Source organism: Flavobacterium azizsancarii (genome assembly GCF_027980145.1).
In the GTDB taxonomy this organism is placed as follows: domain Bacteria; phylum Bacteroidota; class Bacteroidia; order Flavobacteriales; family Flavobacteriaceae; genus Flavobacterium; species Flavobacterium azizsancarii.
In genome coordinates this window covers 16,619-33,281 of record NZ_JAMZNK010000016.1, presented here as the reverse complement: position 1 = coordinate 33,281, position 16,663 = coordinate 16,619, and the positions used below count along the sequence as shown (strand labels likewise).

Here is a 16,663-nt window from a genome sequence, read left to right as displayed (position 1 = left end):
ATTCAATTTTATGCTCATTTGAAATTATCATTGTCTTAATATATCAAAATATTTACATTTTTACATTAGAATAGTAATATCTAAGGTTATCAATTTTACCGATCGCTAACATTTGCTTAACACTCTAATCTTTTTCTAATCTACTTTAAACTCAAATCTAATCTACTTATTTTTAGATTTTTACACAAAGCGTTGATTCTAAGTAGTTAAAGCGATTTTAAAAAAATAACACGTTCATAATCCTTAGTTAACAATGAATTGTTTTATGATTTTAAGTTAACAAAAAGCTTAAATCAGATCGAAACAAACAGAGTTTCTTTGTCAAATAAAAACTAAAAAACAATGACAAAACTAAAACTCTTTTTTTCGGCTTTAATGCTTCTCGTTATGGGAAACATTTTTGCCCAAATTACAACCTCATCCTTATCTGCAAAAGTTAGCGATGGAACAAGTCCACTTACTGGTGCTGAGGTTACATTAACACATTTACCTACTAATGCAGTTTACAGAGCTGTAACGGATAAACAAGGTAGATTTAGTTTCGAAAATTTAAATGCCGGCGGACCTTACGAATTAGAAATTAAAAGTTCAGGTACCAAAGATTATTCTAATGCACAAATAAATTTAGCATTAGGCGATAATGATTTACCTGCTATTGTGGTTGGTAAAACAGATAATAATGTATTAGAAGAAGTGGTTATTACAGGTTCAAAACCTTCTTCAAAAAATAATGGGACAAGTATTAATGAGAAAAAAATTAATGGTTTACCGTTAATCAACAGAGGAATTCAGGACGTTACAAAATTAGTTCCTCAGAGTTCTAACAACTCTTTTGCCGGAACCAATTTTAGATACAACAACGTTACGATCGATGGTTCTATAAACAATGATGCAATTGGTTTTAGCCCGTCTTTGGGTGGTCAGTCAGGAACATCAGGAATGCCTGGAAGCAGTACACGATCAAATTCTATAAGTCTTGATGCAATACAGGACATTCAGGTTTATATTGCTCCTTATGACATTAAATTAGGAAACTTTTTAGGCGGAAGCGTCAATGCCGTTACGCGCAGCGGTACAAACGAAGTGACCGGATCTATTTATAGCTATGGCAGAAATGCAGCTATGACAGGTCCTAATAATGCAGGTGACGGTTCTAAAATGCCAAAATCTTTTGGTGATTATCAAATTGGTTTCAGATTAGGCCTGCCAATTATTAAGGATAAATTATTCTTCTTTACTAATATGGAATATGCAGAGAGAACGGATCCTTTATTTTACAATGCCGGACAAACAAACTCTGACGGAAAATTAACTTCATTGGTTGATAATACTACAGCAGAACAAATTTCGAATTTCGTTAAGTCAAACTACGGATTTGATCCTGGAAGTTATGGTGCCTACAACAACTTTGCAAAAAGCCAAAAATTCTTCAACAAATTAGATTGGAAAATTAATGACAAACACTCTCTTTCGTTAAGAAACAATACAGTAATTTCTCAGGCATCAAATTTAGAGCGTGACGCAGCAAACTTTAGATTTTCAAGCATGGATTTTACACAAAAAAACGAATCCAGCAGTACTGTCTTAGAATTAAAAAGTCATTTTAACAGTCAATGGTCTAACTCATTCCTTGCAAGTTATTCAGCTATTAAAGATTATCGTGATCCAAAATCAGGAAATGCTATGTTTCCTCAGGCAGAAATTGGATATAACGGAGGAACAATTTTCTTAGGAAATGATCGTGAAGCAACTGTTTTTAATATGAAACAAAATACAGCCGAAATCACAGACAACCTTACTTATAAAACAGGAAACCATACTTTATTATTTGGTACTCACAACGAATTTTACGACATTAATTACGGTTTTGTAAATGCTCTTAATGGAAGGGTTTCATACAAATCACTGGCAGATTTCTACAGCAAAACTCCAACTCGTGTTCGCGGAACGTATCCTTTTGACGGTTCTACAAGAGATGAGATTTTTAATAATCCATACGCTAAATTTAAAGTAAACCTTTACAGTTTTTATGTACAGGATGAGATTAGAATTGGCAACAAACTAAAAGTTACGCCTGGTGTGAGAGTTGATTATACTGATTTGCCAAATAAGCCAAAATTAAGTCCACAAGTACAAAACTCGCCGGCTGACCCTAATTATGGCACAACATATAGTTATACGCCATTAAGCCAGATTAGTAACAACTTTTTTAGCACAGCACTAATTTCGCCAAGAATAGGATTTACTTATAATGTAGACGAAGATAAAACTCTTGTTATAAGAGGTGGTTCAGGAGTATTTACAGGCAGAATTCCGTTTGCATGGTTAGGATATGCGTATTATAATGACGGTGTAGGTTACGGAAGTTACGATAAAAACAACCTTACTCCTGCTCAGGTTGCAGCAGCTGGTGATCCTTTGGCCAACAACGGATTAAACGGATATCATGATGCAACACCAAAGGTACAGGCAGATTTAGTTGACAATAAATTTAAAATGCCGGCTGTTTTAAGAAATTCTCTTGCAATTGATAAAATCATTAACGGATATAAATTTACAACAGAAGGTATTTATACTAAAGTGATTCGTGATCTTGAATTTCAACAAGTAAATAAGACTGATAACCCTACTTATTTTTCTTATGATACGAATCACCAAATGCCAATTTACGCCGCTAATATCAATCCTGCTTTTTCTAATGCTTATTTATTGTCAAATACAAACAAAGGATACAGATATAGTATTACGGAGATGGTTTCTAAAACATATGATTTTGGTCTTAGCTTTATGGCGGCTTATACGTACGGAGATTCAAGAGATGTTACAAACGGAATTCGTAACTCTATGGAAAGTAACTTCCAGATGAATCAGTCATTGACTCCTAATGATCCTCAATTGGCAACTTCTAACTTTAATATCAAACACAGAATCGTTTCTAATGTAGGATATGCTGTAAAACTGGCTGAAAACAATACTTTCTCTGCAAACGTGTATTTTAATGCGCAATCAGGAAATCCGTTTTCATGGGGATTTGTAAACTCAACCATTGCAGGAACAGGACAAGCAGCAGGATTGGCTTATATCTTTAAAGATGCAGCAGAAGCGGCTAAATATATTGGGGTAAGTTCTACTGGTGTTCGATCTGCAACAGCAGCGCAACAAGTAGCAGATTACGAAGCTTTTATTAATGGAAATGATTATTTGAAAACAAGAAGAGGAACATTCACTCAAAGAAATGGTGATACTACGCCTTGGAACATTCAGGCAGATTTGAAATTAATGGATGAAATAAAAGTTTCAAAAGTGGGTACATTCCAAATCTCATTTAGCATGGCTAATGTTGGAAATCTTATCAATAAAGACTGGGGAAGAAGTTATTTCGTTCCAAACACTTACAATTCAACAGCCAACTTAGGATTAACAAAATCAGGAAATTTAGGCGGAGTTGCTACTGGCGATCCAACATATACTTTCCAGAAACCTACGGCTACACCTTATACTGTAGATCAATTAGCCTCAAGATTCCAAGGGCAGCTTGGATTGAGATATTCGTTCTAGAAGATTGTGTTTTATTTTTTTTATTGTCCCCCAGTTTCAACCCTTATGAAACTGGGGGACTTTTTTTATACCTGTATTTTATATTTCGATATATTTTCCGTTCGATTTACATTCTGAGATTTAGTGCTAACTAAAATTAGTCTTCAAAACGTTTTACAAAATTTAGAATCATTCTATTGCTCTTCTTTTGATAACCAAAGCTATTTTGAAGTAAATTTCATTAGGAGAATTCAGAGTCGAATACATTAAAAAATAAAACTATGCAGGCAGAAAATCATTATATCAATAGAAGTGGTTGGCTACGGGCAGCTGTTTTGGGTGCCAATGACGGAATTTTATCAACAACCAGTCTGGTTATTGGTGTTGCCGCTGCCAGTGCTTCCAGAGAGCCTATTTTACTTGCAGCAGTAGCCGGTTTGGTTGCAGGTGCACTTTCTATGGCTGCGGGCGAATATGTATCCGTAAGTTCACAATCTGATGTTGAAACAGCCGATTTAAAAAGAGAAAGAATAGCACTGGAGACTATGCCGAAAGAGGAGCTTGAGGAACTAAGGGATATTTATATTCAAAGAGGATTAAATACAGTATTAGCAAAACAGGTTGCTGAAGCACTAATGGCACACGATGCGCTTGAAGCTCATGCAAGAGATGAACTGGGAATAAACGAAATCACACAGGCTAATCCTCTAATGGCCGCTTTTGCATCGGCGACGTCTTTTATTACCGGAGGATTGCTACCGGTTCTGGTAGCCTTTTTTGCTCCTATCAAAGATATGGTGTTCTATCAATATGGTTTTTCGATACTTTTTCTGGCACTATCCGGAATTTTGGCCGCTAAAGCAGGAGGATCAAAAACGATAAAAGCGGTATTGCGTATTTGTATCTGGGGTACTTTTGCAATGGCAACATCGGCATTGGTAGGTTATATTTTTGGAGTTCAGACTGCTTAAACAAGACCATAAGAATTCTCGTTCTGAATAAGACTAAGGTTTAATTCGAGTTTATCTTTTTATACGCGCCAACGGCAAGATAAACTTGAAAGTACTGCCTTTTCCAAATTCGCTTTCAGCCCAAATTTCGCCCTCATGTTTTTTTATAAATTCACTGCAAAGCAATAATCCCAATCCATTTCCGCTTTCATTTTCTGTTCCTTTTTGAATCACTTTTGCATTAATCTTAAACAGTTTTTCTTTTATGTTATCCGGAATTCCAATTCCATTGTCCGTGATAGATACCTCTACTTTTTGATTTTTCTTTTGTATCGTTACTCTAATTTCGCCTTGTTGTTCTGTAAATTTAATTGCATTGGTCAGTAAATTTCGCAACACCGTATCAATCATATATTTATCCAGTTCAACTTCAATTATTTCATTCCAGTCGAACTTAATAGTTATATTTTTATTTAATGCCGTGTTTCTATTAAGTGCCACATTTTCTTCGATCAATTTATTCAATATCACTTTTTCCGGGCTATACTCAATCATTCCCGTTTGTACGCGTGACCAGTCTAAAAGATTTTCAAGTAACTTATAAATATTTTTGTTCGACTCATGGAGCATTCTGGTAATTTCCTTGATTTCTTCACGGCTGTATACTTCAATTTCTTCAGCCAATATTTCTGACAATGCAACTGATGATCCTAATGGACCTTTAAGATCATGGGCAATAATAGAAAAGAATAAATTTTTATCGTTTAAAAGTTTTTTGATTTTAAGGTCCTGTTTTTCTTTTACCAACAATAAAAATCCTACTGTTCCTATTAATGTAAGCAAGAACAAGCCAATACTATACAAACTATCAAAAAAGCGATACGAAAAAAAATATTCCTGTGGGTTGATATAAGTGTAAACTCCGCGTAAAAAAAGTAAAACTTCGAACACGGCGTAGCAAAGCAAATAAAACATTCGGAAAAGATTATTTCCTTTTTCTCTAAAATAACTGATTGTTGGGGGTAAAAAAATCGTAAATATTCCCATCGACATAATCAAGATGCGAGTATTTATCGGGCTGTCTAAGAATGTTGCAATATTAAAAACTGCAATAGCCGCAATTGTTAACCCTATTTGCAAACGAGTACGTCTCTTTGATCTCGTTTTGAGCATCGATATCATCGCCATGGTTTCATAGCAGCATCCGCACAAAATAATAGAATTAGCAAGACTGATAGAAATGAAATCAGGAATTATATTTCTTAAAAAAATTAGTACCCAACCTATCGTAAGTGCTATTTTTCCATATCCAAAAATGTTTAACTTCTTTTTATTCTCAATCGTAGCATACGAAAACGAATAACTAAATATAAGTACACAAATAAACAGGTTTCCCCAAAAATAAAGCAAGAAAACTGTTTTTGGATCCAGTGGCAAAAAATTGAACATTATAATGTATTAATAACTGATTTCAGCTTGAGTTAGGGATTCTATATTTTTATACTTTTCAGGCAATAAAAGGAATATCCAATTCTTCTTCTTCTTCTTCTTAAAACTTTCCATTTTATAATTGACTAAACTTATATTTTAAGGATCAATAATTACGCCGTCTATGCTTAAAATAACGAACTTCATAGATTTACGTGAATGCGAATTTTAATATGATGTTGGTCTAAGCACAAAAATAAATCTTTTAGTTCTGGAAAACTACACCTTTTCATTGTCAATCAATAATTTACCCCAGTCATTTAACAACCATAAAACATTTACTAATTTTTTTCCAATATCCGTAAGAGAATACTCTACCCTTGGCGGAAGTTCGTTGAAAGATTCTTTAGTCAAAATCCCGTCTTGCTCCATTTCCTTCAGTTGTTGGTTCAAAACACGCCTGTCTACTTTGCCAATACCGCGCAAAAATTCGCTGGGGCGTTTTTTTCCTTCGTATATTTGCCAGACAATAGGAATTTTCCATTTTCCGCTGATAGAATTTACTGCAATCTCTAATGGACAAACTTTATTTTCGGCTGCTTTCTCCTGTGTTTTCATAATAGTGACTTTTTTATCCCTATGAGACAAAATTGTGCGGTATTGCTCATGTTGAATCTATTTTAAACCTTTACAAAAATAAACAAATTAAAAAGACATGAATACTCTGGCAAAGCAAATAGAAAGCCTTAATAATGAATTGGCCCAACAGGTACCTGTAGCGGTATTAGAAATATTCGAAAGATCAATTGCAGCTTTAAAAACTCAAAATATTAAAAATAAAATGGCGCAAATTGGCGATAAAATAATTCCTTTTTCGTTGCCAAACGCATCTAATCATTTGATTCATTCTAAAGACATTCTTGAAAATGGCAAAATGATCCTTGCTTTCTATCGCGGAAGCTGGTGTCCGTATTGCAATTTAGAACTTAGGGCACTGCAAGAAAACCTTTCAAAAATCACCAATAAAAACGTCACTCTTTTAGCTGTTTCACCACAAAGTACAGATGAAAGTATGAAGATTATTGAAAAACATCTTTTGACTTTTGATGTTCTAACGGATAAAAATAACATGCTGGCCAAACAACTGGGAATAAGTTTTGAATTGCAGGAATTTGCTTTGCCAACGTATCAGGCAATGGGAATAAACCTGGAAGATTTCAATAAAAACAAAGAAAATACCTTACCCGTTCCTGCCGTTTTTGTAATAGATTGTGATGGGTCGATATGCTATAAATTTGCTGATGCAGATTATAGAAACAGACTTGATATTGATGAATTATTACAATCATTATGAGTGAAACAAAACGTAAAGGATCGCGCTCTGCAAAGGATATTCCGGCAGTCATTCTAAATCAATTGAACAAAGGAGAAATTGAAACTGCTAATCTAACAGAATGGTTATCTGTTGATCAGAAATTATTGCTTGAAAACCTGCTTCGGCAATGTAAACGAACTGTTTATTTAAAACCTATTCTGGAAAGCATTGACTCATTAAAAAAACAAACTGTCAATACCATAAATGAAACTATAGGAAACGGTCTTCTGGAATTGGCAATACAAGAAAATGATGCTGAAATTTTAATCTTAATACAATCACATCCATCAGATCTGGTGCGTTGTTGGGCCACTTATACTATTGGCAGAAATACCAAGTTATCGATTGAAGAAATACTGATTCAGATTCAGCCTTTTGCTGCCGACAAACATTTTGGGGTAAGAGAAATATGCTGGCTCGCCATTCGACCTGCCTTAATCAAAAATCTGGATGAAAGCTTAGCAATCCTAGCAGAATGGACCAGTCATTCAGACGAAAACATCAGACGTTTTGCAAGTGAAGCGACACGCCCAAGAGGAGTTTGGAGTGAACATATCGAGAAATTAAAACAATATCCGGAATTAGGTTTGCCTATTTTGGAACCATTAAAATCTGACAGCTCAAAGTATGTACAAAACAGTGTAGCCAACTGGCTTAATGATGCCAGCAAAACCAAACCTCAATTTGTTTTGGATATTTGTGCTGAATGGCAAGGAAAAAGTCCTACGAAGGAAACCGCTTATATTCTAAAAAAAGCGTTGAGAACGATTCAAAAATAAAGAGATACAAAAAAGGGAATAGCATTAAAACTATTCCCCCTTTCACAATTAACTAAACTAAACTTTTATTGATCTCCACCGTTCATAAAAGTCATCAAAAGTGTGTAAGCATTTTTTGTTACAATTTTTGATGATGCATTTATCAATGAAGATTTTATCTGACGGTACCCTTCGCTTGCCGTTCCGGGTTCTACTGCCACCATTTTATAATTATTATTCCCGGTCGCAGCAAAAACAAAAAACTTGCCTTGCCATCTTACCACTGCATCTTCCGGAACTGTAATGGCTTTTTCATTTTCAATTTCTGCTTCAGCATTGATAAAAAGCCCCGGAATTAATGAGCTGTCGTATTTATTTACCCTACAAATAACTTCTGCCGCACGATCATCGTTAAGGCTCTTGTTGATATAAGAAATCTTTGCGCTATATCTCTTTTTGGGATTGGCATTAGAAAAAGCAGTTACAGTTTGTCCAACCGAAAGCAAATGAATGTCTTTCTCGAAAGCATTCATTACAAGAACAATGTCGCTCATATCCATCAATTCAAAAAGCATATCTGTTGGTGCCATATATTTACCAACGTTTACATTTACTTTAGAAACCAACCCATTTATAGGCGAAACGATAGCAATCGTTTTACTAATGTTCGAAGCTGTAAGCGTTTTTACATTAATATTCAGTAAGGCTAATTTCTGTGCCAATGATGACATATAAATACGTTGAGTCTGCATTTCTGTTGCTGTCTGCTCAAACAATTTGTCACTGCTTGCTTTTTTTGCATTCAGTTCTTTTTGCCTGTCGTATTCGCTTTTAGCCAATTGAAATTTCTCTTTCGCCGTAAGATAATCCTGTTGCAGTTGTATGTACTGCATGTCCTCAAGTACAGCCAATAACTGACCTTTTTTAACATGCATTCCAGCCATTAAATCAGTTTTTCTGATATAGCCGCCAAGCGGAATACTAACTGTAACTACGCTTTTTGGCGGTACCGTTACCGTTCCCTGAAGCTGCAATATTCCTTTTACATTTCGTTCTTCGGGATTCCCAACAATCATTCCCGCATTCCTGACCTGCTCAGCGCTTAACTGGATACTTTCTTGTTGTTTTGTTTCTGTTTTACTTTCTTGTTCTTTTTTATCTGCTTTACAGGAAACCAGAAGTAAAAGACCTAAAATTGTGATGATATATGTTTTCATTATATTATAAATTATTAAGGGTTTGCAGACTTATGATTGCTTTGTTGTAATCATTAACCCTGTCCAGATATTCATTTTTGATGGTAATGGCCTGATTGACTACCAACACCCATTGCAGATAATCTATATCTCCGTTTTCTAATTGACTGTTGGCGGCATCGATAATAACCGATGCGTTTTTGAGTCCCTCGTTTTCATAATAATTCAGGCTTTCTTTATATTTTTCGACTTCGCTTACAGCATTTTCAATTTCTGTTGTCATTTCGATTTTCGTCGTTTCTGCCATCATTTTATAATTCTCATATTCAATTTTGGCGGCTTTGTTACGGGATGACTGACTCGAAAAAAACAACGGAACTGATACTCCAAGATTTACATAACTAAATCTGTGGCTGCTGCCATAATAAACTTCTTGTCCGGTCGAACTGGTTTGCGCTCCAATAATACTCAGGTTGTTATATCCTACAGTAATGTCCGGCATCATTTTGGCCTGTTCAGTTTTCCACTTCCATTTGGCAGCTTCGGCTTCATGATTAGAAAGTTGTATCTGAGGAAGCTCAGCAGTATTTGCCTTTTCGTTTAACGAAAGAGTAAAATCGTTCTTAATATTGCTCGCTGACGGAACGTGAATTATACTATCCTGAAGAATGGTATTAAAGGACTTCAGCGTAATAGCAATGTCTTTATTGACCATTGTAAGCTGATTGGTATAAAATTGCCTTGCTGATTGCGAAGCGCTTTTCTCTAATACATTGGTTTCTCCTGCCTTGTAACGCAAATCTGATTTTTGCTCCATTAATCTGTAGATAGAATCGGCGTAAGCCAACAATTCTTTTTTGCTGTTGAGCCAGATATAATAATAAAACAGGTTTCTTACATTTGACTTGATCTGTTGTGCTGTTAATTGCGATACTGCTTTTGCGGCATTATAGTTTTCCTGCAACGCTTTCTTCTGATTGCTATACAAGGTTGGAAAAGCAAAAGTCTGGCTCACGCCAAAACGGGTATCATTGACACCGCTGTTAAACTGACCATAATCAGCATCTATAGCTAATTTGGGAATGTCATAAGCTGATTTTTGCAATTGTTCTTTTGATTGTTCGTTCAGTCGGGCAGATTTTACCCTTTTATTATTCTGAATGGCTATTGATAACGATTCATCAAGAGATATCGACGTTTGTTGTGCCTGGGCTGAAGCAGTGATAAATAAAGCAACAAGCAATAAAGTCAGTTTATCCATTTTATGTTTTTTAATTTTTTTCGAAAATACTTTAGTATGGTACGTCATTAAATAAATCGCCGGAAGTACAAATAAGGTTAGCAAAGTTGCTGTTATCAATCCGCCAATCACTACTGTTGCCAGTGGGCGCTGTACCTCTGCTCCTGCTCCGTTACTCAAAGCCATTGGCAAAAATCCTAACGAGGCTACGGCAGCAGTCATTAATACAGGACGAAGCCTGTTTTTTGTTCCTGTAATAATAATTTGCAGTGGATCTGTAATTTCTCCGTGTTTCTGTATTCGGTTGAATTCAGATATTAAAACAATTCCGTTTAAAACCGCTACACCAAACAGTGCAATAAAACCAACTCCGGCAGAAATACTAAAAGGCATATCACGTAAGGCAAGTCCAAAAACACCACCAATTGCTGATAACGGAATTGCGGTAAAAATGATAATTCCTTCCTTAAGAGACCTGAAAGCAAAGTACAATAATGCCAGAATCATGAATAAAGCTGCGGGAACGGCAACACCAAGACGTGCTTTTGCTTGTTGAAGATTTTCGAAAGTACCTCCATAAGTAATATAATATCCCGGATCGAACTTGATCTGACTGTTGACCTTTTTCTGTAATTCTTCGACAATCGATTCTACATCGCGTCCTCTGACATTAAAACCAACAATAATTCTTCGTTTGGCATCTTCACGCTGAATTTGGTTGGGGCCTTCTATTTCTTTTACAGAGGCAACCTGATAAAGCGGAATCTGCATTCCGGAACGGGTTGAGATTAAGAGATTACGAACATCAGAAATATCTTTTCGTCCACTTGCTTCTACCCTTACCACCATATCAAAGCGTTTTTCTCCTTCGTAAATACTTCCTGCCACGGCTCCGGCAAAAGCAGCATTTACGGTTTGGTTGATATCAGAGACATAAATACCGTATTTCGCCATTTCGGCCCAATCATAATCAATTACGATTTGGGGCATTCCGGTTACTTTTTCTACATACAGATCGGTTGCACCTTCGACGGTTTTACTTATTGCGCCTAATTGCTCTGCATATTGGGCTAATTTATCAAGATCTTCTCCGTAAATTTTACAAACCAAATCCTGTTTTGCTCCCGTCATCAATTCATTAAAACGCATTTGCACCGGAAACTGAAAACCGGTTGTAACTCCCGGAGCCACCTCTTTTACCGTTTCGGTCATTTTATCCGCCAGTTCCGGAAAAGATGAAGCACTTGTCCATTCAGATTTATCCTTTAGAACAATAATCATATCACCGCCTTCAATAGGCATTGGATCAGTAGGAATCTCGGCACTACCAATTCTCGAAACTACTTTTTCGACTTCAGGATATTTACTCTTAAGGGCTGATGAAATTTTCTGAATTGTTTCTGTTGTGGTCGAAAGATTGGTTCCTAACAACAAACGGGTTTCTACTGCAAAATCTCCTTCTTCGAGTTGTGGGATAAACTCACCTCCCATTTGACTGAATAACAAAGAGGCTATTCCGAATAAAACAAAGGCCGAAATAACAATTCCTTTTCTGACTTTTAATGCTTTAGACAACCAGATTTCATAATAGAATTCTAATTTGGCCATAATTCTGTCCGAAATATTCGGCTTATGGTTCACTTTTTTACTAATGAATAAAGAACTTACCATTGGCACATAAGTAAGCGATAAAATGAAAGCTCCTAAAATGGCGAAGGCAACAGTTTGCGCCATTGGTTTGAACATTTTTCCTTCGATTCCTTCTAATGATAATATCGGAAGATACACGATCAGGATAATGATTTGTCCAAAAACAGCAGCGTTCATCATTCGGCCAGCTGAACCTGTTACTTCTTTATCCATTTCGTCTTGCGAAATAGTATCAATTCCTTTGTATTTTTTGGCACTGTGAAGATGGTGCAATATGGCTTCGACAATAATGACGGCGCCATCGACTATCAACCCAAAATCAAGGGCTCCAAGACTCATCAGGTTTCCGCTTACGCCAAAAGTGTTCATCATAATAATAGCAAACAACATCGCTAACGGAATGACAGAAGCTACGATAAATCCGGCTCTTAAATTACCAAGAAAAAGCACTAATACCAAAACCACAATCAAGGCACCTTCGATCAGGTTTTTCTGCACGGTGCCAATGGCGTTATCAACCATTTTGGTACGATCCAGAAATGGTTCTATTTTTAGACCTTTTGGTAAGATCTTTTCTATTTCGGCAACACGTTTTTTGACATTTACAATAACATTATTGGCATTTTCACCCTTCAGCATCATTACGATTCCGCCAACAGATTCGCCAATATCATCCGTCGTTAAAGCTCCGTAACGTATAGCCGAAGACATTTTTACCTCAGCAATATCTTTGATCAGGATTGGCGTTCCTGCCTGGGTATTTTTTACGATAATATTCTGGATGTCCTTAATGTTTCGGGTCAATCCTACACTTCGGATATATAGTACGGTTGGTCCTTTTTCTATATAAGCACCTCCGGTATTTTCGTTATTACTGCTTAATGCTGTAAAAACCTCTTTTATGGTAAGGTTTTGCGCTTTTAATCGTGATGGATTTACGGCAATTTCATATTGTTTTAGCTTTCCGCCAAAAGTGGCTACATCAGCAATTCCGGGAGTTCCCAAAAGCTGTCTTCGAATCGTCCAGTCCTGAATCGTACGAAGATCTTCCAGAGAATATTTGGTTTCATAGCCCGGCTGTGGCTTTAGCACATATTGATAAATTTCGCCTAATCCTGTAGTTGCCGGCGCCATTTCAGGAATACTGGCATTTTCTGCGATTTCTACTTTTTGCAAACGTTCTGATACTTGCTGACGTGCCCAATACACATCTGTATCATCTGCAAAAACAATAGTGACAAGCGAAAGTCCAAAACGAGAAATACTGCGGCTTTCCTTAAGTTGTGGGATATTGCTAATCGCCTGTTCTATGGGGAAAGTGATTAAACGTTCTACATCTTCTGCTCCCAGAGACGGAGCCGTTGTAATAATCTGAACCTGATTGTTGGTGATGTCAGGAACGGCATCAATTGGTAAACGGGTAACTTCAAACACGCCATAGATGATCCAAAGCAAGGTGAAGACGCCAATTACCAGTTTATTTTTAACTGAGAACTGAATGATCTTATTAAGCATAATATGATTTAATTTTTTTGAAATTATAATGTCATGATCAAAACATACAAATGCCCTGACCACAATAAAAATTTTAGAAAATTAAATTATGCTATAGGAGGTCTGAATACCGAAAATAATGCGGGATTTGAATACAAATTAGATGTATAGGGAATAATCCTAAACTCAGAAAATCCGATATTGAAAGGGATATAAAATGCAGGTTTGTCTGCAGGTACAAAAACAAGTTGAAACGAGGCACTTGAAATATGCTTAAAAGGAAGCTGCATATCGCGATCTGTATCATTATCATTTAAATCTTCTCCCCAATAATGCATCTCCAGAAAATCGATAAAACTCACGTTTTGCCTTTGCTGATGTTCATTATAATGCTCAATTAATATTGGCAATTTATAAAACTGCTGAAAGAACCCAATATTGGATACGATTAGAAAAATGAATATGTAGATAATACCTTTTCGCACTTCACAAATTTAGTCGATGTCATAAAATAATCCCTTATCCTAAGCAATATCTAAGGAAGTTTTGTCATTTTGCAGCAATAAACAAATAGAAATTTAATTTAAACCATTAATTATTATAAAATACTGAAGTCTTGTCAATTTTGAAGTTATTTTTAACAGTATTTTAATTACATTAAAGTAGTTTGTGCTTTTTTTATGCTGTTTGTATTTTTAGTGATTATTAAATAGTATAGTCGTAAAGCGAATTTAAGCCCATTTGCCCTATTTATTATTAAATAAGATTTTACTTAAAAAAAAGCCTGTGCTTCTGATAGTTACGTTATTTTTTTTTGTAAATTTATTCGCTCAAACAAATAAAACTCCATCTCTACAAGCCTTAAAAAAGACATTACCAATATTAAATCTTCTATAAAATTTACTTTTTTAATTGATAAAGGAGTCTGTTTATTCAGTAAAATTCATCTGACACTAAAAAGTAGATTTCATGACAAAAAAAAACTGTTCTGTAACATCTTTTTCTTGTGATAGGTAATAGATCTCTAATTTTAAAATCGAATTAAACAAACTAAGTAATTAAACGAAAATATTGAATTAACATCACTGTTGTTTTCAATTATTCAAAAACAGGCATAGACACCTGTAAATAAAAACTTTACACAAAGTAACTTAGCCATATAAACGCATACAACGTTGTACTATTAAAATCATATTACCCTTTTATAAATCTAACATTAACCAATTAAAAACTTAAAATTATGAGCGACATTTTTCTAGGAACAATTCTAGCTTTTGGATTTAACTTTAACCCACAAGGCTGGCTTCTTTGTAACGGACAACTTTTGTCCGTATCACAAAACAGTGCTCTTTATGCCTTAATAGGAACATACTATGGAGGTGATGGAATAAATACATTTGCTATACCTGACTTAAGAGGAAGAACTCTTATAGGTCAGGGACAAGGACCCGGTTTAAGTAACTACGTTATAGGAGAAAGAAACGGAAATGAAAACATTACATTAACAATAAATAATGTCCCGGGACACGTACACAATCTTGTGTCAGGAACAAATGCTGGCCAAGCTACTATAACTACCGGAGCTAATGCATTAAGCGGAGGAACAATAACTAATGAAACTGATAACGGTAAAAATACTTTTGCTGCAGCTGGTGATGTTCCTAGCATATATAGTGAACCAGGAGGAACATCAAATAAAATTGCCGGTCTAACCTCTACAATTAGCGGTACTACCGCTATAGCTGGAGGCAATCAACCATTTCCGATACTAAATCCTTATCTGGTTGTAAATTATTCCATAGCTACATCAGGTGTTTTTCCTTCTAGAAATTAATAAATTCAAAATGAAACAGAGGCAATAGTGCCTCTGTTTTTTTAATCTCCTTTTATGGCCAACACTATTAAAATAGGAATTCTAATTCCAAAATCACGGCAATATCCAACATTAGACAGAGACTTTATGAGAGGTTTAAAACTTAATAATCTCAATGTTAAATTTTTTGTTGAAAGTATTGGAATTGGTGCAGATGAGAAAATGATAATTGAGAAAATACAAAAATTAAATTTTCAGGAAGATGTATCTATTATCATTGGCTTTTTTGGCCATCATAACATAGCCGAAGTTTATAATTATGCTTCGAATAATGATATTTTATTGCTTGCCGCAGAAATTGGAGCAACGATGCCTTACGAAACGCAAACTTATAAAGGAGTTTACATTAATTCTTTTGGTTTAGCAGAATCGTGCTATCATTTGGGCAATTATCTAAAAACTAAAAACTATCAAAAAATTGTAAGCTCTACCTCATTCTATGATTCCGGCTATGGTATGTTATCTGCAATTGAATATGGTTTTAAAGAAAAAAATCTTTTTTCAGGACATTATATTACTCCTTTTGTACCCAGAGAAAATGAGTCTGCACATATGGATCAATTTATTAATACTCATGAACCGGATGCTGTTTTTGCTTTCTATAGTGGTTTGTATTCTGAGGAAAATGCCAATTTTGTAAACCAAAATAAAATTACTCAAAAGTATCCCTTTTATGTAACTCCATTTTTTATTAATGATACAATTTTACAAGAATATAAAAATACCCAGTACGAACTTTACGTAGTAAGTTCCTGGATGCAAAATGATACTGATACAACGAACTTTACTAATGAGTATAAAGACAAATACTCCGAGAATCCATCCTTATTTTCGATTTTAGGCTATGAAAACGGGCTAATATTAAAAAACATCCTTCTTAATACCGACAACAACCTTCAGATAAATTCTTTAATTGAAGAAATTAAAAAATTAGAAATTGCAGGTCCCAGAGGAAATATTGAATTTGATAAGGATACAAACACAACACTATTTAACCACCATATCTATCAATTAAATTTTGATTCCGCTAATAGCAATATAAACTTTAAAAAGATCCAAACATTTGTAAATGATGGGCATTTTACTAAAGCTATTACTTCATTTACAAAACCTGATCAAGTGGGTGGTTGGCAGAATGCTTATTTATGTCACTAAACTAAAT

At 35.1% G+C, this 16,663-nt stretch carries 11 protein-coding genes; 6 read left to right on the top strand and 5 right to left on the bottom strand.

What is annotated here, in order from left to right; translation table 11 throughout:
* The first annotated feature begins 342 nt into the window (after nt 1-342).
* Together NJT12_RS11610 and NJT12_RS11605 are read left to right on the top strand one after the other, a co-directional pair.
* Nucleotides 343-3,558 (top strand): TonB-dependent receptor, encoded by a 3,216-nt coding sequence (locus tag NJT12_RS11610; protein WP_271336075.1) that lies wholly within the window; start codon nt 343-345, stop codon nt 3,556-3,558.
* A gap of 260 nt (nt 3,559-3,818) precedes the next feature.
* The gene (locus NJT12_RS11605; protein WP_271336074.1) at nt 3,819-4,508 is read left to right on the top strand and encodes a VIT1/CCC1 transporter family protein; all 690 of its coding nucleotides are present in this window, start codon (nt 3,819-3,821) and stop codon (nt 4,506-4,508) included.
* Between the two features lie 51 nt (nt 4,509-4,559).
* Here the strand turns inward: NJT12_RS11605 and NJT12_RS11600 are convergent, their stop codons facing one another.
* Together NJT12_RS11600 and NJT12_RS11595 are read right to left on the bottom strand one after the other, a co-directional pair.
* Nucleotides 4,560-5,936 carry a sensor histidine kinase gene (locus NJT12_RS11600; protein WP_271336073.1) on the bottom strand — a complete coding sequence of 459 codons (1,377 nt, stop codon included), beginning with the start codon at nt 5,934-5,936 and terminating at the stop codon, nt 4,560-4,562.
* A gap of 258 nt (nt 5,937-6,194) precedes the next feature.
* Complete coding sequence (locus tag NJT12_RS11595) at nt 6,195-6,533, bottom strand: winged helix-turn-helix transcriptional regulator (RefSeq protein ID WP_271336072.1); 339 nt, start codon at nt 6,531-6,533, stop codon at nt 6,195-6,197.
* A 97-nt stretch (nt 6,534-6,630) separates the two neighbouring features.
* Here NJT12_RS11595 and NJT12_RS11590 point away from each other — a divergent pair, with 97 nt between their 5' ends.
* Nucleotides 6,631-7,269, top strand: a complete 639-nt coding sequence (locus NJT12_RS11590) for a peroxiredoxin-like family protein (protein WP_271336071.1) — start codon at nt 6,631-6,633, stop codon at nt 7,267-7,269.
* Entirely contained in the window at nt 7,266-8,069 is an 804-nt protein-coding gene (locus NJT12_RS11585) for a DNA alkylation repair protein (protein ID WP_271336070.1), read from the top strand. Before NJT12_RS11590 ends, NJT12_RS11585 begins: the two co-directional genes overlap by 4 nt.
* Nucleotides 8,070-8,134: 65 nt before the next feature.
* On the opposite strand, the gene NJT12_RS11580 is transcribed toward NJT12_RS11585, so the two are convergent.
* From NJT12_RS11580 to NJT12_RS11570, 3 genes are all read right to left on the bottom strand, one after another.
* Nucleotides 8,135-9,265 (bottom strand): efflux RND transporter periplasmic adaptor subunit, encoded by a 1,131-nt coding sequence (locus tag NJT12_RS11580; RefSeq protein ID WP_271336069.1) that lies wholly within the window; start codon nt 9,263-9,265, stop codon nt 8,135-8,137.
* 4 nt (nt 9,266-9,269) lie between these two features.
* Nucleotides 9,270-13,649 (bottom strand): CusA/CzcA family heavy metal efflux RND transporter, encoded by a 4,380-nt coding sequence (locus NJT12_RS11575; RefSeq protein ID WP_271336068.1) that lies wholly within the window; start codon nt 13,647-13,649, stop codon nt 9,270-9,272.
* Nucleotides 13,650-13,735: 86 nt separating this feature from the next.
* Nucleotides 13,736-14,038 (bottom strand): hypothetical protein, encoded by a 303-nt coding sequence (locus tag NJT12_RS11570; RefSeq protein WP_271336067.1) that lies wholly within the window; start codon nt 14,036-14,038, stop codon nt 13,736-13,738.
* 830 nt (nt 14,039-14,868) lie between these two features.
* Between NJT12_RS11570 and NJT12_RS11565 the strand changes: the two genes are divergently transcribed.
* Nucleotides 14,869-15,462, top strand: a complete 594-nt coding sequence (locus NJT12_RS11565) for a phage tail protein (protein WP_271336066.1) — start codon at nt 14,869-14,871, stop codon at nt 15,460-15,462.
* Between the two features lie 54 nt (nt 15,463-15,516).
* The gene (locus NJT12_RS11560; protein ID WP_271336065.1) at nt 15,517-16,656 is read left to right on the top strand and encodes an ABC transporter substrate-binding protein; all 1,140 of its coding nucleotides are present in this window, start codon (nt 15,517-15,519) and stop codon (nt 16,654-16,656) included.
* The last annotated feature ends 7 nt before the right edge of the window (nt 16,657-16,663 follow it).

Excerpts from the sequence above, each read along its gene's own strand:
- NJT12_RS11610 (WP_271336075.1), top strand. The coding sequence starts at position 343 with ATGACAAAACTAAAACTCTTTTTTTCGGCTTTAATGCTTCTCGTTATG.
- NJT12_RS11605 (WP_271336074.1), top strand. The coding sequence starts at position 3,819 with ATGCAGGCAGAAAATCATTATATCAATAGAAGTGGTTGGCTACGGGCA.
- NJT12_RS11600 (WP_271336073.1), bottom strand. The coding sequence starts at position 5,936 with ATGTTCAATTTTTTGCCACTGGATCCAAAAACAGTTTTCTTGCTTTAT.
- NJT12_RS11595 (WP_271336072.1), bottom strand. The coding sequence starts at position 6,533 with ATGAAAACACAGGAGAAAGCAGCCGAAAATAAAGTTTGTCCATTAGAG.
- NJT12_RS11590 (WP_271336071.1), top strand. The coding sequence starts at position 6,631 with ATGAATACTCTGGCAAAGCAAATAGAAAGCCTTAATAATGAATTGGCC.
- NJT12_RS11585 (WP_271336070.1), top strand. The coding sequence starts at position 7,266 with ATGAGTGAAACAAAACGTAAAGGATCGCGCTCTGCAAAGGATATTCCG.
- NJT12_RS11580 (WP_271336069.1), bottom strand. The coding sequence starts at position 9,265 with ATGAAAACATATATCATCACAATTTTAGGTCTTTTACTTCTGGTTTCC.
- NJT12_RS11575 (WP_271336068.1), bottom strand. The coding sequence starts at position 13,649 with ATGCTTAATAAGATCATTCAGTTCTCAGTTAAAAATAAACTGGTAATT.
- NJT12_RS11565 (WP_271336066.1), top strand. The coding sequence starts at position 14,869 with ATGAGCGACATTTTTCTAGGAACAATTCTAGCTTTTGGATTTAACTTT.
- NJT12_RS11560 (WP_271336065.1), top strand. The coding sequence starts at position 15,517 with ATGGCCAACACTATTAAAATAGGAATTCTAATTCCAAAATCACGGCAA.